Genomic DNA, 21,247 nt, shown 5'->3' on the forward strand with positions numbered 1-21,247 from the left:
CGGCATCCTGGTGCCGGCAGCGTTATTCCATACTTAGTCGTGCTCCAGATGGGCGATCAGCGCCAAGGCCTCTTCATGGTCAGGCTCAAGCTCCAACAGCTTGCGCAGGTACACCGCTGCATCCTCAACCAGCTCAAGCTCGAAGCAGCAGATGGCCAGGCAGTAGTAGACAGTGGATACAACCTCATCTTCTTCTTCACGGACCGATGTTTCCAAATACCGTTTAGCATGCTCGTACATATCCATTTCAAACAGGATCAATCCGGCATCAAGCGCCAGATCATAGCGCTGCTCCATGACATAGTAGGATGACCACATCCGCTCTATGCCCAGCAGAAGGTCCCGCAGCTCTTCCTCGTTGGCATCCGGCAGCAAGCCGGAGATCCGCTTCGCGCTCTGAATGAAGAATTCCGCGTCATAACCGCCGAGGCGCCAGAAGCTTAACAGCTGCTGCAGACCCATGCTATCCACATTGCGGTCCACCCAAATCTTCAGACTGAAGAATTCATCGGGTCCGAAGCGTTCGATGCACCGGCGGTATGCCAGTCTCGTATTCGGGTAGCCGGTGGGCTGTTCCACATTAAGAATGCAGCCAACGTTTAAGTTTTTATAATGATGCGGGGGAAACAGTGTCTCAGCTCCCCGCTGCTCGAAAGCATGCTGAATCGCGTGGTAGTTCGCCGTTAACGAGAAGCTCCCATGAACCATCAGCTCCGGCGGCTCTGCGAATTTCCAGTTATCCAGCAGATGATCTCCCTTATCCGCTGTTATCAATACGAATCCCGCCTGCGATAACCGGTTCAACCGCTCCAGGCAATTTATCCCCACAGCCGGAAATAAAATATGCGAGTCTTCCAGCTGCTCCTGATAAATCGCGATGATATCACGGTAGGGATAGTTATCCTGCTCGTACTCAGGCGCCCTGCGATGCTCATAGCTTAACTTAATTTGATTCAGCCATTCAGATGGTTTGCTAGACACCTGTTCTTCGGTATATTCGACATAAACATCCGCTTCGTATATCTGCCCCCCGCCAACATAGATCAGCTCTTGCGGGATGCTGTCGAAGAAGTAATTGGCCACTATGATCAGAGGCTGGCGCAGAGCTGCTTCCCCAATGGTTGTGCCGGACACAACAAGGTTCAGAACGGTATCACGGGCAGCATCATACTGTGCAAAATCGAGCAGCCCCTCCGCAACAAAACGCTGCAGCGCAGGATGCTTCTTCCAGGCCATTACATTGCTCATCGCCAGGTCCGTCATCACATAGCGGAATTCAGGCAGTGCTATTCCCGCATACTCCCGCAGCTGGCAGAGCTCGTGCAGCACGTGGTTAGCCAGGCGTCCCGCGCCCGCTCCCAGCTCTACAATATAGACAGGCTCTGCATCATGCCCTTGATTCGCGCGGTCCTGCAGCAACCCGAAGATCATCTCAGCGTAAGCCGCACCAATCATAGGATTGCTCGTTATATATTGAGGAACTTGGTCATTGTTCCAGGCCTTCGTTCCCTTGTCTTCATAATACTGCCGCTGGATATTCCATATAGGCGCTTCACTGAAGCGGTAAAGCTGTTTCTTCATTCCTGTCATGTATACAATCCTGCTCTCTTGGAATTTATACGCAAAACCATCATACCCTTGAGGCGCCTGCGATACAAGTTACAATGGGCGCCTGAATAAAAGTCAGAAGCATGGCGAACACCCGATTGTCAGAACTTGGCCTGAACGCTCAACAAGGGCAAATGATGGGCTACATATTTGAACATCAGGATAAAGGCGTGATTCAGAAGGACTTGGCCGAGCATTTTAATCGTAAGGGGGCTACCATCACAAGCATGCTTCAAGGACTAGAGAAGAAAGGGTATATTAAACGGGTGATTCCTGAGGATAACGAGCGGCAAAAAAAGATATACCTATTGAAAAAAGGCACAGACCTCGTGGAAGAATTCAATGAAATATTCACAGAAGTCGAACAGAGCATTACACAAGGCCTTACCGATGAAGAAAGCCGGACTTTCTTAAAGCTGCTAACCAAAGCTAATGCAACCTTATAGCAGGTAGAATCGGCAAATTTGATGCTGAATAGGGTAAGGAAGGGGGCCCATAAGTCACCGAAGATGATATTGGGACACCCCTTTTCTTTGAGTAGAACAGGAGATTAGATTGGCCTTGTTGGAAGGGAACGTGAGCGCGGATGGTTAGCAAGAATAGACTCCTTCATTAAAGTGACAACAGGATGACTGGAAGTGAGAAACTGATTCTTGGATTCATACAGCTCAATCAGCTTTCCCTTCTCCAAGACACCCAGGGTATCCGAGATTGCAAAAGCTGCTTTAATATCATGCGTGATGAAGAGATAGGAAAGGCCATATTCACTCTTCAATTCATTCAGCAGTTTCAAAATCAGCGTCTGGTTCACCATGTCCAGGCTGCTGACCGGTTCATCCAGGATGATTAACTTCGGCCTAAGAGCAATGGCCCTTGCGATATTGATCCTTTGCAGCTGTCCGCCGCTGAATTCATGCGGGTATTTCTTTACGTCCGTTTCACTTAACCCAACTCTCTCCAGCAGTTCAACTACCGTTCTATATTGCTCAGCGGGGCTTAGCTTTTCATAGTTTTCAAGCGGTTCACTTATGATAGACGCCGCGGTCATTCGCGGATTAACAGCGGAGTATGAATCCTGGAATACAACCTGCATATCCCGGCGAAGCTTGTGTGGAATACGGGCGGCGTATAGATCGTGGCCCTGAAACAGGATCTGTCCACGCTGCGGACGCTGCAGGCCAAGTATGACTTTACCCAGGGTGCTCTTGCCTGCCCCGCTCGGACCAAGCAGCCCCAGGCATGTGCCCTCCTCAATCCGGAAGGAAATATCGGTTAGCGCTTGCTCCGATTCCTTCTTCCGTCTTAAGAGCCGCTTCGAGTTATAGCTATGGGTTACGTTGTCTACTTCTAATAAGCTCATGAGTTCCCCCACTTCAAAAAGGTAACTGAAGCCTGGCATTTAACAATGTCTTCGTATACTCATGCCGGGGATGGTCAAACAGCTCAAACACATTGGCCGCTTCAATGATTCGGCCCTGCTGCATCACCACCACATCATCTGCCATCTCCGCAATGACGCCTAAGTCGTGCGAAATGAGCAGGATGGCTGTCCCATAGTCCGCACGGATTTGATCCAGATGGCGAAGCACCAGCAGCTGGTTATGAACATCAAGGGCAGTCGTAGGCTCATCCGCAATAATGACAGCAGGATGCAGACAGGCGGCCATCGCGATCATCACCCGCTGCAGCATACCACCGCTTAGCTGGAAGGGGTACTTCGCAAGCAGCTTGGCCGGATCAGGCAGGTTTACATTCTGCATAGCTTCGATGGCAAGCTCTTTCGCCTGCTTCGTATTGAATGCCGTATGGGCCTTGATCGTTTCTACAAACTGTTCCCCTATTGTAAAGACAGGTGTAAATGCGCTCATCGGATTTTGCATAATGAAAGCAATATCCTTCCCGCGCAGTTTGCGCATCTCTTGTTCGCGCAGGCCATTTAACTCCTGCCCTTTCAGGGTAATGCTGCCGTCGATTGTCATGGCCTTCCGGTCCAAGAGCTGCAGAATGGACATGCTTGTAACGGTCTTACCACAGCCGCTCTCGCCAACGATTCCCAGTACCCTGCCCTTCTCTAATTCAAAATTAATATCTTGAACGAGCGTGGACATTCCTTGACTGGATTTCACCTGTACATGCAAATCTTTCACTTTCAAGACGGATCGATTGTCTGTACTCAAGCTCTTCCATCCCTTTCAAGAATTGCGTTTGACGCCATAGCGTTCCGACAGCGCTTCGCCGAACAAATTAAAGGTCACCACCACCAGCATAATCATCAGGCCCGGATAGATCATTAACTCTGGATGGGAACGAATATAGGATTTTCCTTCATGGATCATCGCGCCCCACTCCGGCGTTGGAGGCTGTACGCCTAAACCGAGGAACGACATGGCGGATATATCCATGATCGCCCAGCCCATCTCCAGCGCACCCATAACTGCAAGCGGCGGCAGGACGTTTGGGATAATATGCTTTCTAATAATCGTCCACTGGGAGGAGCCGCTTATTCGGGCTGCAGCAATATAGGTTTGCTCCCTTAAGCTCAGCACCATTCCCCGGATGATTCTTGCATAATACACCCACTGTACGAAGATTAGTGCAAGAATTACCTGCTTCAGCCCATGTCCAAATATGCCAACCAGTCCAAGAACGAGCAGGAGACTGGGGAAAGCCATAATCCCGTCGCATATTCTCATTAACAGCTGGTCCACCCAGCCGCCCTTATATCCCGATAGGGTCCCGACAACCAAACCAATCGTTAGCGCGGATATAAATATGAGTGTCGCATAACCCAGTGACATGCGTGCGGCATACAGAAGACGCGATAACGTACATCTCCCTAGATGATCCGTTCCCAAAGGATATTCCCAGGAAGGCGGCTTCAGCTTGTGGGCCAGATTAACCAGTGTCGGATCGTGGGGTGCAAGCCATGGTGCGAGAAGCGTGATCAGAATGAGCATGCCTATAATAATGGAACATAGGATCATGACCTTGCGGCTCTTCAATCGTGCATGTATCTTGATCGTCATCTCTCTGTTATTCCTTTACTGGAAATCCGGGGATCAATATACATCTGGATCAGGTCCACCACCAGGTTGCTGATGATGAACAACGCCGCTGCCAGCAGTACATAGCACTGGATAACAGGCACATCCCGGTTAAATATCGCTTCGATAAAATAACGGCCAAAGCCCGGCCACGAGAAAACAGCCTCTACAATAATGGTACCCGTCATGAGCTTCCCGAGGTTCATCCCAAGGCCGGTTACCATAGGAGAGATGGCCATTCGCAATACGTGCTTGCCCAGTATAAGCTTCTCCTGCAGCCCTCTGGTGCGTGCGAAAAGAACGTACGGCTTATCCAGATTTTCAATGACGCTGGCCCGCAGAAGTCTGGTATACAGCGCAATTAACGGCAGCGCTAAAGTGACTGAGGGCAGGACGAGATGCTTCCACGTCCCGATGCCTTCTACCGGGAACAGGTCAAGCTTGACGGAGAAGAATATGATCAGCAGGTAGCCAAACCAGAACGAAGGAATGGATGCCCCGAAAAAAGAGAGAAATCGACTCAGATGGTCGATTCCGCCGCCTTTCTTCAAGCCTGCCAAAAACCCCACAGGAACACTGACTGCAATGGCTGTTAGAATGCTTCCCAGAGCCAGCTGAATAGTTGCCGACATGCGGGAGGATACTTCGTCCCAAACCGGTTTGTTCGAGACGTAAGAGGTGCCAAAATCAGCTTGGCTGATCTTGATCACAGAATTTAAATATTGAATATACAGAGGTTGATCTAAGCCAAACTCTTGTCTCTTTTGCGCCAGAATCTCATCGGTTGGCTGGATATGAGCAGCTGTTAAGTAAGCCTCAGCAGGATCAACCGGCGACATGTGGATTAATCCAAAGGTTAGAAGTGTAGCCAATAGGAAGATGGGGATAATGGCCAATATGCGTTTTATAATATATACTCCCATCGAACTCTCCTCTTACGCTTACTTGTTCAAGCTTATACCTGTAAACGGATGCGCATCGCGATTAGCCGGGAATTTAAAATCAGCTACGTCCTTCTGATAGATCGCTATCTTCTTGATATAGGAGACAGGAACAATGGCGCCTTGCTCCTGAAGTGATTCCAGGATGGATGAGTAGAGTTCTTGACGCTCGCCTTCATCAGTCGTCTGCGGGACTTTAGCGATCATCTCCAGCAGTTCATCCTTGTTCGGGTATGCTGAGATCGCCTCTCTAAATCCGAATCCTTCTGTAGCTACGATGTTAATGAAGGTGTGGGGATCATATGGCGCACCATAGTTGCTGAAGAAGTTCAAGTCAAACTCATTGGCTTTAAACCTTTCGACTTGCGTTGTCAGCTCCACACCCACGATATTTAATTTCACTCCGATGACCGCATACTCCGACTGCAGGGTTTCAGCCATCATCTTCTGAATGGTCTCGGTAGAGTTATACATTAATTCAATCTCAAGCGGCTTGCCGTCCTTCTCACGAACAGCCTTTCCTTCTGGCAGCTTCCAGCCTGCTTCATCCAGAAGCTCTTTTGCTTTATCGACATTGTATTCAACAGCCGCAGCATCAATATCAGATGTATAAGGGAAGTTTGTAGACAAAATCTGATCAGCCACTGCTTCCAAACCGGAGGTTACCCCTTCTACCATCGCTTGTTTATTGAATCCGTAATGCAGCGCCTGGCGGACCCGTTCATCCGAGAGCTGTTCCTTCTTCGAATTCATAACCAGCAGTCTGGTAGCAACCGGTTCTGAAATTTTAGTTTCATAAGACCCTGTTGATTCCAACTGCTTGAACGTATCAATATTGATAACACCCTCACCGTAGATCAGATCAAGATCGCCTTTTTCAAAAGCAAGCACCCGTGTTTCGGCATCCGGGATGACCTTGACTTTAATTCTCTCTACTTCAGGAAGCTCTCCCCAATAATGCTCGTTACGTGCAAAAACCGCATACTCGTCCACTTTATGTTCTTCCAGTACCCATGGGCCTGTGCCCACAGGTTTTGCAACACCCTTGGAGGTGTCATCCCCTTCAGGAAATCCGGCAGCGCCCAGAATCCGGGTAGGACGAACAACCGCCAGCTCCTGAATCGTAGGGTAGTAAGGTTCCTTTAAGGTAAGCTTGAACTTATACTCATCAACGGCCTCGGTTTGCTCCACCTTCGAGATAAACCCAAGCCAGCTGTGTAATTGAGCATTCTGCAGCACGGTGTCAAAGTTTCTCTTCACAATCTCTGCGTTAAAATCGGAACCATCCGAGAACTTTACATTTTGACGAAGATTAAATAGATATTCCTTGCCATTCTCGGAAATTTCCCAGGATTCAGCCAGATATCCTTTCAGTTCTCCTCCATCTTCGTAGCCCACCAAAGGCTCGTAGACCATGGATTGCGCGAACAGCTGTGAAGGATTGTAGATATGCGGATTCATTTCGCCTATATCCCTGGGCCAAGCAAACGTAAGCATGCTTTTGCTTTCCGGATCAGATGCCGTTGTTTCTGCTGTATTATTGGTACATCCTGCCAGAAAGGCAGATAACATCAGTACTGCTGCAAATAAACCAATGAATGTTTTGCGATTTCTTTTTCTCTGGACTGCCATAAATAATGCCCCCTCTAGTTGCAATCGAAAATCATTCTCAATTATGCTGGATAAGTATATAGCTGTCAACAGCAAAAAAGATCAGCCTCCTGTATCCACATACAGCGGAGGCTGATCTATTAATCTGTCAGAATGCTATTCCACACCGCTCTTTCTCAATTTAACAGGATGACGCTTGAAGATTGCGGGTTTCGTAACTCTCACTATAATCAGAATAGCCAGGATCAATATTACCGCGACAATAATAAGCACAATCGGTATGACTGAAAATCCCTCATAATCCACAGCCTTCGTACCCGCAAGCGCGGAAGTAAGTTCCCCCGTATACGCTGGAATGGTCAAGCTGACTTTGGACTTCATACTGATGGATTCGCTGCTCTCCACAGCTTCTTGGATCAGGGCTTCATCTACCACAAATTTATCGAGTAGTACCGTACCATCCGCAAGCCCGAAACGAATATCGGATAGCTGAACATACGCTTCATCCGCATTCACATTATTCCACCACGAACCGTAGCCGAAATGCAGCGTATCGGCGTTGGCGATCCAGTTTAACACCGGCGTGAAATCCGAGGTTCCTTTAAAATCCCCGGCTGCTCTGAGCTCATCATCTAATATAGACTGATCATAAGCCAGCTCCCCGTTCGCAAAAACTTTAAAGCCTGTAGGGACAATTTCAATCTTGATTGATGCCTGTTCTTTGATATAGTCTTCAACTAACAGATAATCCTTGATATTCGCGTCAAAGTATCCTCCGAAGTTCGCGGCATTATAGCCAAGATAAGAAGCTGGCGTGAAATACAGCCTGCCATCATAATCCCCGCTCCCCATAATAGAGAAAATAGTACCAAGCGGAGCCGGTTCCCAAGTCGGAACGGCCATAAATTCTATGGTAACTCCTTTTGAGGTATCTTGTCCCTTAAAAGGGTTCTCATAGGTATAAAGAGAGGTAAACTGGCCTGTTGTTTCTTTATGAATATCCAGGTCAATTGTATCTACGGTAACCAAATTCGGCGCAGCTGCTGAACCCGCCTCTTCCCCCGAGACGACCGCGGAACTGCTGCCTGCTAATAACAACGTGCATATCATAAGTATGAGCACTTTATTTCTCATCTACTGAATCTCCTTTTTATCGCAACCTATTTCAGGTTAGTAAATGCTGCAGATTGTTTGTTCAGTTCATATACAACATTAGAGCTGGATTCCATCTCTTCATGAATGACGCTGATTTGGTTAACTAGCTCCGAAGTGCTGACCGCCGCGTCAGTAATTCCTTGTGTGCTTTCATTAATAGCGCTGGAGATTTGTTTTACAGCTTCGGCTAATTCATTCATGATCGCCGTGAGGTTCTGCGTATTCTCAACGCATTCATCCATCGTGGCATTAACATGTTCTGAATCTGCTCTGTACTGCTGACCCGAACTTACAAACTGCTCATAATCAGGAAGAATCGTTTGATTAATGTAGGCGACGATTGCATTGGCCTGGTTATTCAAGTCATTTACAGCCGAGGTGACCGTCGTGTTGATCGTCTGAATATTACTGGCCGCTTCACGGCTCGTGTCTGCAAGATTTCGAATCTCATTTGCCACCACGGCAAATCCCTTCCCGGCTTCGCCAGCTCTGGCCGCTTCAATAGAGGCATTCAGTGCCAATAGGTGGGTCTGCTTGGAGATGTTCATAATTTCATTGGTCAAAGCATTTACCCGTTGTACGCTTTTACTATTTTCTATGGCTGTTTGCAATGATCCAAGTATGGCCGTCATCATCTCATGCGTAGCTTCCTTGTTATGAACGGCAGTCTGTTCTAATTGGAGCGCCCGCTTCTTCATTTCAATCGTGTATTGATAGATATTATGGGTGGAGGCCGATACATTCCTCACCTCTACTCCCGCATGCTCAGCACTGGAATTGATGCTGCCAATGGTGTGATCTACCGTCTCCATCCTGGCCGATAACTCTTCCATTGTTGCAGATATATCTTGAGAGTTGGAATTAGCGCCTGTTATATTCTCATTTACGTGCATCGTGATATTGTCTAATTGGTTGGATGAAACGATAATCTTCCCGATAATATCCTCGAGCGTCATGATGAAGGTGTTAATACCGCTCACAAGCTTTCCAATCTCATCATTGGTTTCAACCGGAATTCTCTCCGTCAAATCCCCTTTGTTGTTTTTGATTTTCTCGATAATATTGGTTAGATTCTTATCTGCCGAGACGGTAGGCTTTACAATCGTTTTGTTAAGCACAATATAATTGGTTATAAATACGATGAAAATAACCACGAGCATGCCCAGGACGATCGCTATGGCATTGGAGTAGGTGTTTACTTGATCTTCTTTGGCAACCTCAATATCATGTTTAGCCTGTTCAACTAATTCGTCAGCTTGCTGGTTTAACGAATTGAAAATTTCTGTGAGCACACCATTTACATTGCTTGCTGCTTCTTGATAGTGGTTAACCGCACTTAAGCGGAAGGTTTGTTCGTATTTCTCTTTGTAGTCTTGGTAAAGAGTCATCAATTTATCGTAAGAAGCTTTGTCTTCATCTCCAATTAACGAAGCGTACTCCCCGAAACTGTATTCAAGCTGCGCTATAGACTTACTGATACTTTCTGTCAGCACAAGCTTGGACTCAATCGTTGATGCGATACAATGGGCTAACAGCAGCTGCTGAGCCTCCTGCATTGTAGAAGAAATACTGTCCAATACCATAATTCGGTTCAAATAATTGTCTGAAATACGATCACTCGAAGACTTCAGCATATTTAAGGAGGAAACCCCCAAAAGTGATGCACCGATCCCGACGATGACTAATGAAATAAGAACGATTAGTATTTTAGCTTTTATTCTTCTCAATATGTTCAGGCCCTTCTGTAATTTGTTCTGCGATGATTTGGTTTAGACTATCCGAATTGCTGACCCCTGGGTTCCTACTCTAACCTTTGCCGCCTCCCCTTCCTCACTACCTGGTCCAGTTTTCCAGCCATCTTATAAAATATATATCGGGTAAACGTTTGGTAATTTATAGTTTTCAGTGCGAGATGGCCTCTAAAAGATAATTACTTATACAAAAAAAGCACCTCGCATGAGATGCTTTTACGTTGCAGTAATCTGCCTTTTTATATAGTAGTGGTCTTCCCCATATCTTGCTCCTTGTGTGGAATTTATCTCCCCAGCGTCTCCCGTAAACGTTGAAGGTCTCTCCCTGGTGGCAAACCAAACTTGCGGGTATATTCCCGGCTGAAGTGCGACGGGCTTTCATATCCGACCTGATATGCGGCGTCGGCCGCTCCCAGGCCTTCTGAGAGGAGCAGACGGCGCGCTTCTTGAAGCCGAAGCTGCTTCTGGTATTGAATCGGACTCATGCCCGTGACTTCCCGGAAATAACTGTACAAGGATGAGGCGCTCATCCGTGCTTCCTCCGCCAGCTCCTCTACTTTCAGCGGCTGCGCAAATTCACGGTTCATCCGCTCAATCACCTTCGCGATCCGCTGAGCCCGGCTGCCAAGGAGTGCGAACTGCTTCATCGCTGCATTCTGTTCATCCTGAAGGACCCGGTAAATAATCTCACGAATAAATCCGGCAGCAAGCACGGGGATATCCTCCGGTGTATCCAGCAACCGGACAAGCCTTAGAACGGCTTCCAGGAGTGAATCGCCAAGCCTGCTGACAACCAGTCCCCGCCCGGATTCATGTTTAGGTTTACCAGCTTGTTCCGCTGCTTGAATAACTTCAAGAATCTGATTCATATCGAGCTGCAGCTGTACACTTAAATAAGGCGCATCCGGCGAAGCCTCCATGATCTGGCCTGTAATTGGCAGATATACGGAAGCTGTCAAATAACTGGCCGGGTCGTACTGGTAGCGTTCCTCTCCAAGCAGGACCTCCTTCGAACCCTGGGCCACCACACATAAAGACGGTTCGTAAACAGAATGTACCGGCTCAGTTATCCGGGAAGCACGAATAAAGCGCAGACCTGGAATCTCTGTCTCCCGCGTACCATCCTCTTTTGCATACCGCTCTAACAGCTCAACCAGCTCATCACTTCTTCTGACAGGCCGCTCCCCCACTATCCCACCATCCCATTCACAGTCTTCTGCTATTTACCCTATTATCTTTTGGAGGATTAGGCAAGTTCCATGGACCTTTCAGCTACCGGGTGCTTTCTGGATTCATTCATAATGAATGAGCAGGGATTAATCCGAATGGAGGTATCAACAAGGTTCAAGCTGCTTTTACTTGTACTATTGTTCAACCCTTTATCGAGTCGGACAAATAAACCAAATAGGAGTGGGATTATATGAAGGCAATTCAAGAGAAAACGGTTATTATCACAGGTGCGAGCAGCGGAATTGGCGAAGCCACGGCCCGTGAGCTTGCGCGCGGGGGCGCTAACGTTATTATTGGTGCGCGGCGCCTCGGGAAGCTTGAAGCTCTGGCATCGTCACTTCAGGCGGAAGGCGCTTCGGTTGCTGTTCATCAGCTTGATGTGACGGAACTCTCACAGATGCAGGCAGTGGTCAAATTCGCGATTGACCGGTATGGACGTGTGGATGCTATCGTCAACAATGCCGGTATCATGCCGCTCTCGCCCCTGGCATCCTTAAAGATCGAGGAATGGGACCGGATGATCGACGTCAATATCCGCGGAGTCCTTCACGGCATTGCTGCCGGACTTCCGGTCATGAAGGAACAGGGGTTTGGTCAGTTCGTCAACGTGGCATCTATCGGCGCCTACGAAGTGTCCCCGACGGCGGCTGTATATTGCGCTACCAAATACGCCGTGCGCGCCATAACCGATGGGCTCCGGCAGGAGGTTGCAGGGCAAGGCATCCGTGTGACACTCGTCTCGCCTGGCGTCACAGAGTCAGAGCTGGCCGAGACCATAACCGATCATGAAGCAAGGGAACTCATGCAAGAGTACCGCCGTATTGCACTGCCCGCTTCAGCCATCGCCCGTGCAATAACGTATGCTATTGAGCAGCCGGCAGGCGTCGATGTGAATGAACTGGTCATCCGGCCAACCGTATAGCACGGCTCCCTCGCAGCACGCTCAGGACACAAATTTAGGGGCATCCATACGGATGCCCCTGTCTACAATAGAATCGTGTTATTACCAGATGGAAATGCGCCTGTCCGGCGATACGTACATGGCATCTTGCTCGGTAACGTTGTACACCTCATAAAATTGGTCCAGCATTTGCAGGGTGAAATTAACTCTGACCTTATTCGGTGCATGAGGATCGGATTGGATACTTGCGACGGCTGACTCTACGGGCATCCATGCCGCAAATGCTTGTGAGAATCCTTCGAACACTTGGGTGAGGTCCGCGTCTGGATTGTCATCCGCAATATCAAGCACACACGACAATCCGCCTAAATCGGCAATTGTTTCCGCAAGCGTCAGTTCGCCATTAAGCTTATGTCCAGGCATGAATTCAATCTTGGACAGCTCATCTGCCATTTCACCAGCACGCTTCTGGAATTCGGCATAGTCGGCTTCTGTCCACCAATTGGTCAAATTGCCGTCCTTATCGAATTGGGCGCCGTTTACATCAAAGGCATGAGATATTTCATGACCGATAATCGTACCGATGCTGCCCAGGTTCTGTTCCCGGCTCGCCTTAGAATCATAGAAAGGCGCCTGCAGAATCGCTGCCGGGAAGATGATACTGTTGGTGGACGGAACGTAGAACGCGTTTACCGTCATAACAGGCAGCACGCTCCATATGTCCATGGAATACGGCTGCTTAAGCATCTCTTTACCTTCTGCATTCATAGCGGCGTGCCGGCTAATAATTGCATCAAACAGCGTACCGCCCTCTGCTTTGCTTGGGAAGCTGTAGGAAGGCACCGGTTTCCATTCATCAGGATACCCGATATTTACATTGATATCTCTCAGCTTCTCGATGGCTTTTGCCTTCGTTTCGGCACTCATCCATGTAAGAGCGTTAATCCGCTCTTCGTATTTTGCAATAATCTCGTTAACGATGTCTTTCACATCATTTTTACTGGACTCAGGGAAATACTTGCTGACAAACACTTTGTCAAACGCCTGCGGTTCAAGGCCTTGAGCCAGAGCAGCCGCACGTTCTTCTACCGGAAGCTTCTCAGGTAAAATGCCGATCATCGCTTTCATCAAATCATCCTGGAAGCTTTGCGTTGTTTCGGAAAATGCAGCTTCATACTGGAAAAATGTATTTACGGCCAGCATATCTTTGATCGCCTGTAAATTCGAATCGGTTATGAGGCTGTCGGCAAACTTAACATAATCATGCTCCGGGGAGTATACCGTCATATCTGAAGGAAGGTCATATAGCTTAATTACCATCTCCGCCAGTCCGGAGTTCGGTGTTGCCTTCTTCATTTCATCCCATGTCGATTTCTTAAGCCGGGCCTTAGGGTCCTGCATCTGTTCCGGCGGTGTAGCCTTGGCAGAAAGCTGCTTCTCAAGCTCGAATATTGCTTTGGCTCGTTCGGAGAGCTTATCTTGTTCGCCGATATAGCCCAGCACGCGTTCCATATACTTTATGTATGCCTGCTGAACATTCGCCATAGACGGATCATCCGTATAATACAGCGGCGTGCCCAAACCAAGTCCTGTGCCCATGAAGGCGGCTGCATATTTCGTCCTGTCGCCCAGCGTGTCTTCAACAGGCGCAAAGCCTATAAACGGGATGAAGTTGAACCGGTCCCAATATTTCTCGGTAATCGCTCTTAAGTCTGCAGCGTGTTTGACGGCGTACAACTCATCTAAATAAGGACGAAGTTTATCAATGCCGTCTTCGCGCGCTGCTGTATCTGTATACATGGCATAAAGCTCAGCCGCTCTCCATTCCGGAGATCCGCTGGCCGCCGAAGCTTTGTTCTGCAGCAGCTGCTTCATAATCTCAGACCGTGTACCGTCTACCTTCTTCATTACATCAAGAAATGTCCCCGCACTCGGATAACCCGGGTGGATAACGGGATTAGCAAGGTATTCACGGTTCGTATATACATAGAAGTCATCCTTTAATCCAACCTGCTTGGCTCCATAGGGATTGTTGTTGGCTGCGGCTTGTGCCACATACGCCAGCTTCGTGATAAACTGCTGCGCCTGCTCCGTCGTGACGGCACCTTTAGGCAGCCCCAGATCGTCCAGCAGCCCGAAATCGTCAAGCGCCGCATAATAAGGTGCAGCCCAAGCAGGTACATCCGTAATGCTGCTGTCCGCTTCTATCCCTTTCCACGAAAGGATATGGCATGCAATAACAACCAGCTGCGGCCCGCTAACTTTGGCATCTGGCCTGAACTGCTTTGCTCCCGTACCCTTCATGTATCCGGCAGCTGCAGCGATTGCTATATCACTGGCATTCGCATGACTGGCAGGCACATCGGTAAAGGCCTGCGTCGGCTCGTCTGCCTGAATCTGAAATGTCTGATTAATCAAGGCTGTCAGTTGACCCCTTGTAATCAATTGGTCGCTTGCTGCATCCACATTCGCAAGCCCGATACTGAGAGATAATAATAGCGCTAACATAAATGCGATAGAACGTTGTAACCTCTTCACACAGCCACCTCCGGATTTATCTATTACCTTCTTTATCTTAGCACAACTAGTATAAAAGGAAAATTAAGGTTCCCCAAATTAGAGGTGACGAAAGTATGAAGTGTTCGTTCGTCCTCCTGTACCGGCAGAATTGACTCAAGGAACAATTTCAATGAATCGAACTCTGGATTGAAGCGAACGATAAGAAGGCTACTGGCTGTCTGATCTTCAATCTGATTGGAGGAATTTCATTGAACATCTTGCGTGATGAGCTTATTAGAACGCGTGAAGGTTATGAATTGATTATTTACCTTGATCCGCAGAAGGTTGAATTTGCAAGAGAATCGGATCTTGGGGGAGACGATAAGCAAGAGTTATCTTCGGATGTCGAGGAATATGCCAAGAAAAAGTATCCGAACGTAAAGATTCATGTTGCCAGGATCATATTGGGCGGCATGTTGATCTCGACGATTCCGCTCACAGGGATTGCCGGGCAAGCACAGGCAGCTGCACCTAAAGATTTTAGTTCCGCTGCCCCTTGGGCTCAGCCCTCTATTTCCCGCTTAATGGATCTGAACATTATCACCGGGGATACGTCAGGAGACTTTAATCCCAAGGCAGCAATGAACCGCGATGCTTTCACAACGATGTTGGTCAAAGCGCTCATTCCCGCTAACGAGCTCGTAAAGCCGGATAAGGCGACGTTTACTGACATCAACAAGAATCATTGGGCTTATCCGTACGTGGAAACGGCAGTCGACAGGGGCTGGATCTCGGGAATCTCTGCGGGTGTCTTCGGGGGCAGCCAAAATATTACACGCGAGCAGATGGCCACAATATTCGTACGCGCCCTTGGATTGATCCCAGACGACATCAGAGGACTCGGCGACACACTGACATTCGAGGACAAGAATGATATTTCGCCATTTGCCCGCGACGCGGTTGCTTTTGCGGTACGGAACGGTCTATTTGAAGGGGTAACGCCAACCCGGTTCTCCGGAAAAGAAAATGCATCACGCGAGCAGGTTGCCGTTGTCGTAGATCGGTTCTTGGCAAATAAGGGTAGTTTGCAGTCGGCAGCGGCCGCTCTGCTTACCACAACAGTTACGGCTTCGGTTGGTGAGGATTTGTCATCCCTGACCTTAAGATTCTCCAAAGCACTTGATTCGCTCACGGCGGCGGATATCTCGATTACAGCAGCCGGCGGCGCAGCGCTGGCTGTCACGAATGTGAATATAAGTGATGATAAGACAACGGCTGTCGTTACAACTGGCAAAATGACTCAAGGCGTTCCATACACCATTACGGTGAACAAGCCAACGGTCAAAGGACCGGCGATCGTTACGCCAGTCGTCACTGACCTTCTTGTGACGAGTGTATCCACAGAAAACAACAAACAAATTAAAGTGGCTTTCAACCAGGAGCTCGACAGAACGTCGGCTCAGCTCGTATCCAATTATACGTATACGGGTGCTTCCTCAGGGATTACCTCGGTTGACCTGCTGGACGACAAGAGATCTGTTCTGGTCACGCTAACTCAGGCAGAAGGTCAGCAGGCAGTCGGTACGCTGGGAATCAGGAACGTACAATCCGTAGCCGGCAATAAGCTGGCGAATGTCAGCAATACTGTTACCTTCCTGGATTTGACGATACCAAGCGCAGTTGGCGCCAAGCTGGTAGCCCCTACTAAGGTTCATGTGACGTTCTCGGAGCCAGTAACAGCTTCCGCCTTGAACAACGCAGCATTCTCGCTCAATAACAATACGTATTCATTAGCCAGTGTGCCGACAATCGTGCGGCCGAATGTAATTGAACTAACGCTCGGCAGCACATTGCCTGCCGGCGACTATACGCTGACCATCAACCCAGCGAATACGACGAGCGGAAATCTGATCAAGGACTTCGTTGGACTGGCTGTACCGCGGAGCGATGTGAAGTTCAGCTATGCCACGGATACGCTCGCACCGGTCGCAAGTGTGGCTTCGGTGACGCAAACAACGGTTACACTGGAATTTGACGAACCGGTCAGCATGGCAGGCACGGGTGCGCTGAACACGGATTTCACGGTTTATCACTCGAATAATAACGTGGCGAACTACAAAGGCACGGTGTCCCTCAGCTCAGATGGCCGTTCAATGACAGTTAACTTCGATAATACACCGCTGCCGCAAGGCACCGTCACCTTGTTCTTGAACAACAGTCCAACGACAACATCCCAGCTTCAGGATGCCTGGGGCAACAAATTCGCAACGGCCACGATTACCACGTCGGTCATTGCCGATACGACTGCTCCTACGGTGGCCGGAGTAAACTATGTCGACTCCACTCATGTGGATGTGACTTTCAGCGAACCCGTGACTGGCGTCGATGCAGCCGACTTTACGTTGAAGGACGCGGACGGTACGCCTGTGACTGTCACCAACGTTGCACCAACAAACAATACGTATCGCTTAACAACCGCTGTACCGATTAACGGCTCGACATACACCTTAAGCCTTGCGGAGGGTGTCTTAACCGATACGTCGCTTGCTAAGAACAAGAACCTTCCTTACTCCACATCGTTTACCGTTGCTGACACGATCGCGCCAACCGTTACAACAGGTGAATATACGGCTGACAATAAGACTGTACTGGTTAAGTTCAGTGAGGCTATGACGATAACCGGCTTGGGCTCTATCCTTGATACGAATAACTACCGTTTAGCCAATGCTGATGGCAGCAGCCCTAGCGCGTTACCGGCAGGAACAACGATTACTCAGACGGCTGGCAATAAGGGAGTTCTCATCACGTTCCCTAGCGCAATATCAGGACTTGGCTCCGGGAATTTCGGGAAGATTCTCATCGGTCAAGTGAGAGACGCAAGCGGTAATGCCACGAGTGCGCTGAGCAATCCGGTTACGCTGACACCCGCCGCTCTAACCATCGGCAATATTAGCGATGTGCGGGCCATCAGCAATGATACAATTACCTTTAAGGTCGACTCGTATCTCAACGCAATCGATGTATCGAAATTCACGATTGACGGTCAAGCTGCGACTTCAGCGACCTATAAGAATGAAGGAGGCAATGCGCTCGTAACAGTTAGAGCGCCTATTACCATGGTCAACCCGAATAATGTGGTCATGGGGATTGCTGCTGGCGGTCTGACATCGGACCTCAATATTCTCAGCTCTGTAATTTCCCAAACCGGTGCCGTTGACTATGTCGCTCCAGCTATTCTGTCCCGCGTCATTACAGATACGAATGCGAACAACAAGTGGGACACTATAACCGTAACGTTCTCGGAAGCCATTCAGCCAACTTCCGTTGCTTTCGACTCGTTCTTGGTTGACGGCTATACCGTCAACGATGTTACCGTAAACGCCGACGGTACCGTGGTTACGCTGAAGCTGCGGGAGAAAGACACGCCTGACATTGCCGGTACACCGCCAAGAGTACAGCTTGTGAAGGCGATTCGCGACGCATCTGCGCAGCGCAATGTGCTTCCAGCTGAAACGGCGGGCGTAACTGCCGCTACTGTCTAAGTCTTTACCCGCCACATACAGATAACCTCTTCTGCCTGATCTGCAGAAGAGGTTATCTTACTTTTTAGCGCCCGCTTCTTTCACGGCTATGATTTAGGTTTGTTCCGTATATTTCTTGAAATTATCCATAATCGCCTGCCAGCCTGCTTGTTGAAATTCAACAGGATTGGTGCTTTCCGCGTCGAAGGTTTCGATGACCTTCGTTTCGTTCCCCTGGTTCACAAAGGTGATATCGACTGTTCTGCCATCTTCCATCGTATAGGAAATCTTCTCATGCTGCTTCACGACATCGTAAACTCCGGAAAAGTCAAAACCCATGCTTCCATTCTTTGCTTCCATCCGTGTAAGAAACTTGCCGCCAACCCGCAGGTCATTCTCCGCTTTTGGCACATGCCAATCCTCTGAAGCTTGATTCCAATTCATGATATGGCTTGACTCGGTCCAATACTGCCATACTTTCTCTACTGGAGCTTGAACAACTGCCTCTACGGTTACTTTCACCGGGTGATTTGTTTCCATTTTGATCGACTCCTCGCTCATCATAATGGTTTTTCTCCTCTAGTCAGGCGACCCCCTAGGTACACATCCTGTCAAACCATATCTTCCATAACCGCTTTAGTCTATCTATATTATATGGCCAAGATATCACTACCTGCCACCCTTCCCTTCATGATTATTTGTAAAGCAAGTCATCCGGTTAATCATCTGGCCGAAAATGAATTGCTTAAGGGGTTGGCTGGCATCCAAATATCATTGTTAATCACAGCCGGGGGTGCCGTTCTTGTGGGACGGGTCAGAGAATCGCAATCCACGTTCTACTCTCCTCGTGGGCTTCATACCATGTAATGGCATGTAAAGGGTCATGGTGGAGGTGATGAACATGCAATTTTATTACGGAAATCAGATGCCGTTACGGATTTTGGACGAGGCGGAATTCTGGAAGCACCAGGAAGAAGAGCATACGGTCGTCATTCGCGAATTGGTTCAAGGGCTGGAGCAGCAGTACGTAGAAGGGCTTAAGCAGTGGGAAAATGTGCTCGCGGCGACACATCAAGCCGTGGTTCGGTTCATCGAATCTGTTAACCGTTCCGGAGGCAGCGGCCCTTCCCCCGCCTTGTATCAGGAGGTCATGAAGTTAGTTCATCATTGTTTAAACGAGAGCCATCAGTTTATCGGGTTCTGTCAGCACCTTAAAGAACATAGTGTGCCGGTGAAGGAAAACCCGACCGCAATCGTCGTGATCGATCATATCATCCGCGAATCGGAATATTTTGTGGGCATCGCTCAAACGCTGCTGTACGCCAAATAATATCATTCAGGCCGCCATAATGGCGGCCTGCTTCTATTCCCGTACTTGAAGGGCTCTTGAGCCTCAGATCAGCTTTTTGAACATGACTTCAAGCTCCATTGATCTCATTAACGTATTGTAAATAGGCGATTTGCGAAGTGCGCGAAAGCAAAAATCATCAAAGTCTTGATCTTCAAGCTCGACAAACAAAAAGACGGTTACCGCTATTTTCCGAATTGCCGGTTCTTCATCGTATCCTCTTACACCGACCAGCGTCAGAGGGTTCTCCAGCGAGAGGTTTAATACCCCTTCGACCTCTTCGATTATTAAACCGCTTCTCTTGGACTGCTCCAAGAGCGTCAACAGGATGCTGCTCAACACAGACCCCGCGAAGTATTCCATACTGCTGACCGGTTCATAATCCGAGTCAAAGCTGATCTGCTTTTCGATTTGAAAGCTGTTCTTGCTTGTATAAATTTTCACAGTGGCGAGATCGTTTGATGTTCCCCTGAATTTCATATCATAAAATCTGGATTCATATAAGGTCTTCGTCTCATCTGTTGACCGGTTCATGATATTGGCTCCTTAATAGTGAAGCTGCTTCCGATAAGGAACGCATTTTTCCCGAAATATGTTCAAGCACGTTAACAGGGCTGTTGGCAAAGGTTGCAAAGCCGCAGTCCGGGTTCAGCCATATTCTATCCGCCGGAAGATAGGTCATGGCCTCCTGCACTCTTGTATGGATCGGGTCCACTGTCTCGATATCATCGGTTCGCGGATTGATTACGCCCAGACCAAGTGCCGTATGCGCTGCAATCCTAGGATCTGTCAATATGGAGCTCAGCTCCCCGGCCCTTGGTGTTGAGAATTCAAGGGTTAGAAGGTCCGGATTTACCTGTGCAAACAGCTCAAGCAGCGGCGTATAGGGACCCGTCAATAAAATACGCTCATCCTTACTCCAGTTGCCTCTGCAGACATGCAGAGAAGCAACCGTCTTCGTCCGATCGATATGGCCCATAATCTGCCCAATCAAGGAACCGGCGAATTCCAGCTCCTCCTTCGGGTCCTTTCGCTCGGAGAGAGCCGCACACATGAATGACCTAGGCTTGCCCTCTGTGAACACAACCTCAGTCAACACCGGTTCATCCAGTTGAATCACATCAACGCCTATGCTCACCAGGTTGTCGATCTCCTGCTTCAAGATTTCGATCACATGCTGGCCCAGCTCCTCCTTGCTCCCGTATACCTTGCCCGTAAGCTTGGGAAGCCACATCGACCGGGTAAGCAGATAAGGACCCGGAAGCGTGACCTTAACAGGTTGGTCCGTAAACTTCTTCATCGTCAGAAGCTCATTCACAACAATGTCACCCTTGTACTGAAGCTTATCCACACAGATCGCATTCTTAATACTGACCGCCGGCACATCGAGCGCAGTCAGCATGTCTTCGAACGCTTTCTTGTCGTCAATATAGTCCAGCATTTCGCTCATGCTCATCATCGTAACGCCGCCGATTTTGCCCGCAACAAAGGATACATAGTTATCCCGTCCCAGCTCGCCGCTCGTGATGATGTCAATCCCCGCATCCTCCTGCAGCTTGACGACCTTCTCCGTCTCCTGCTCAATCAGCTTGTTGAAATCGTCTGCATCAATCCTGCCTGTCCTCTTCATTCTTAAGG

Annotated in this window: 17 protein-coding genes; 4 read left to right on the forward strand and 13 right to left on the reverse strand. The window is 48.8% G+C overall.

Translation table 11 applies throughout. The annotated features are described in order from the left end of the window. Positions 1 to 33 precede the first annotated feature (33 nt). Positions 34 to 1,590 carry a tetratricopeptide repeat protein gene (locus DNH61_RS06765; protein ID WP_111145909.1) on the reverse strand — a complete coding sequence of 519 codons (1,557 nt, stop codon included), beginning with the start codon at positions 1,588 to 1,590 and terminating at the stop codon, positions 34 to 36. A 101-nt stretch (positions 1,591 to 1,691) separates the two neighbouring features. Between DNH61_RS06765 and DNH61_RS06770 the strand changes: the two genes are divergently transcribed. Continuing rightward, positions 1,692 to 2,054, forward strand: coding sequence for a MarR family winged helix-turn-helix transcriptional regulator (locus DNH61_RS06770; protein ID WP_111145910.1), 363 nt, complete (start codon positions 1,692 to 1,694; stop codon positions 2,052 to 2,054). Positions 2,055 to 2,158: 104 nt separating this feature from the next. Here DNH61_RS06770 and nikE read toward each other — a convergent pair whose 3' ends face one another. The 8 genes from nikE to DNH61_RS06810 all read right to left on the reverse strand — a co-directional run bounded on the left by nikE (position 2,159) and on the right by DNH61_RS06810 (position 11,300). Beyond that, the gene (gene nikE, locus DNH61_RS06775) at positions 2,159 to 2,968 is read right to left on the reverse strand and encodes a nickel import ATP-binding protein NikE (protein ID WP_111145911.1); all 810 of its coding nucleotides are present in this window, start codon (positions 2,966 to 2,968) and stop codon (positions 2,159 to 2,161) included. Between the two features lie 13 nt (positions 2,969 to 2,981). Further along, complete coding sequence (gene nikD, locus DNH61_RS06780) at positions 2,982 to 3,716, reverse strand: nickel import ATP-binding protein NikD (RefSeq protein ID WP_181438613.1); 735 nt, start codon at positions 3,714 to 3,716, stop codon at positions 2,982 to 2,984. 84 nt (positions 3,717 to 3,800) lie between these two features. Then, positions 3,801 to 4,634: a nickel ABC transporter permease subunit NikC gene (nikC, locus tag DNH61_RS06785; RefSeq protein WP_111145913.1), complete on the reverse strand. Its 834-nt coding sequence runs from the start codon at positions 4,632 to 4,634 to the stop codon at positions 3,801 to 3,803. After that, entirely contained in the window at positions 4,631 to 5,575 is a 945-nt protein-coding gene (nikB, locus tag DNH61_RS06790) for a nickel ABC transporter permease subunit NikB (RefSeq protein ID WP_111145914.1), read from the reverse strand. The genes nikC and nikB overlap by 4 nt, the downstream gene beginning before the upstream one ends. Positions 5,576 to 5,593: 18 nt before the next feature. Beyond that, complete coding sequence (gene nikA / locus DNH61_RS06795; protein WP_425452226.1) at positions 5,594 to 7,165, reverse strand: nickel ABC transporter substrate-binding protein; 1,572 nt, start codon at positions 7,163 to 7,165, stop codon at positions 5,594 to 5,596. A gap of 195 nt (positions 7,166 to 7,360) precedes the next feature. Continuing rightward, positions 7,361 to 8,338, reverse strand: a complete 978-nt coding sequence (locus DNH61_RS06800; protein WP_111145916.1) for a hypothetical protein — start codon at positions 8,336 to 8,338, stop codon at positions 7,361 to 7,363. A 26-nt stretch (positions 8,339 to 8,364) separates the two neighbouring features. Next, the gene (locus DNH61_RS06805) at positions 8,365 to 10,086 is read right to left on the reverse strand and encodes a methyl-accepting chemotaxis protein (protein ID WP_111145917.1); all 1,722 of its coding nucleotides are present in this window, start codon (positions 10,084 to 10,086) and stop codon (positions 8,365 to 8,367) included. Between the two features lie 308 nt (positions 10,087 to 10,394). After that, the gene (locus DNH61_RS06810; RefSeq protein ID WP_111145918.1) at positions 10,395 to 11,300 is read right to left on the reverse strand and encodes an AraC family transcriptional regulator; all 906 of its coding nucleotides are present in this window, start codon (positions 11,298 to 11,300) and stop codon (positions 10,395 to 10,397) included. A gap of 230 nt (positions 11,301 to 11,530) precedes the next feature. Here DNH61_RS06810 and DNH61_RS06815 point away from each other — a divergent pair, with 230 nt between their 5' ends. Continuing rightward, positions 11,531 to 12,262: an SDR family oxidoreductase gene (locus tag DNH61_RS06815; protein WP_111145919.1), complete on the forward strand. Its 732-nt coding sequence runs from the start codon at positions 11,531 to 11,533 to the stop codon at positions 12,260 to 12,262. A gap of 81 nt (positions 12,263 to 12,343) precedes the next feature. On the opposite strand, the gene DNH61_RS06820 is transcribed toward DNH61_RS06815, so the two are convergent. Next, complete coding sequence (locus DNH61_RS06820) at positions 12,344 to 14,779, reverse strand: M13-type metalloendopeptidase (protein ID WP_146240958.1); 2,436 nt, start codon at positions 14,777 to 14,779, stop codon at positions 12,344 to 12,346. A gap of 230 nt (positions 14,780 to 15,009) precedes the next feature. Here DNH61_RS06820 and DNH61_RS06825 point away from each other — a divergent pair, with 230 nt between their 5' ends. Next, entirely contained in the window at positions 15,010 to 18,282 is a 3,273-nt protein-coding gene (locus DNH61_RS06825; RefSeq protein WP_111145921.1) for an S-layer homology domain-containing protein, read from the forward strand. Positions 18,283 to 18,375: 93 nt separating this feature from the next. Here DNH61_RS06825 and DNH61_RS06830 read toward each other — a convergent pair whose 3' ends face one another. After that, positions 18,376 to 18,801, reverse strand: coding sequence for an SRPBCC family protein (locus DNH61_RS06830; protein WP_111146046.1), 426 nt, complete (start codon positions 18,799 to 18,801; stop codon positions 18,376 to 18,378). Between the two features lie 361 nt (positions 18,802 to 19,162). Between DNH61_RS06830 and DNH61_RS06835 the strand changes: the two genes are divergently transcribed. Further along, positions 19,163 to 19,591 (forward strand): DUF2935 domain-containing protein, encoded by a 429-nt coding sequence (locus DNH61_RS06835; RefSeq protein ID WP_111145922.1) that lies wholly within the window; start codon positions 19,163 to 19,165, stop codon positions 19,589 to 19,591. Between the two features lie 63 nt (positions 19,592 to 19,654). Here DNH61_RS06835 and DNH61_RS06840 read toward each other — a convergent pair whose 3' ends face one another. After that, entirely contained in the window at positions 19,655 to 20,143 is a 489-nt protein-coding gene (locus tag DNH61_RS06840; protein ID WP_111145923.1) for an OsmC family protein, read from the reverse strand. Continuing rightward, complete coding sequence (locus DNH61_RS06845; RefSeq protein WP_245947980.1) at positions 20,124 to 21,239, reverse strand: cobalamin-independent methionine synthase II family protein; 1,116 nt, start codon at positions 21,237 to 21,239, stop codon at positions 20,124 to 20,126. The genes DNH61_RS06840 and DNH61_RS06845 overlap by 20 nt, the downstream gene beginning before the upstream one ends. Between the last annotated feature and the right edge of the window lie 8 nt (positions 21,240 to 21,247).

Source organism: Paenibacillus sambharensis, from assembly GCF_003233845.1.
GTDB lineage: Bacteria > Bacillota > Bacilli > Paenibacillales > Paenibacillaceae > Paenibacillus_I > Paenibacillus_I sambharensis.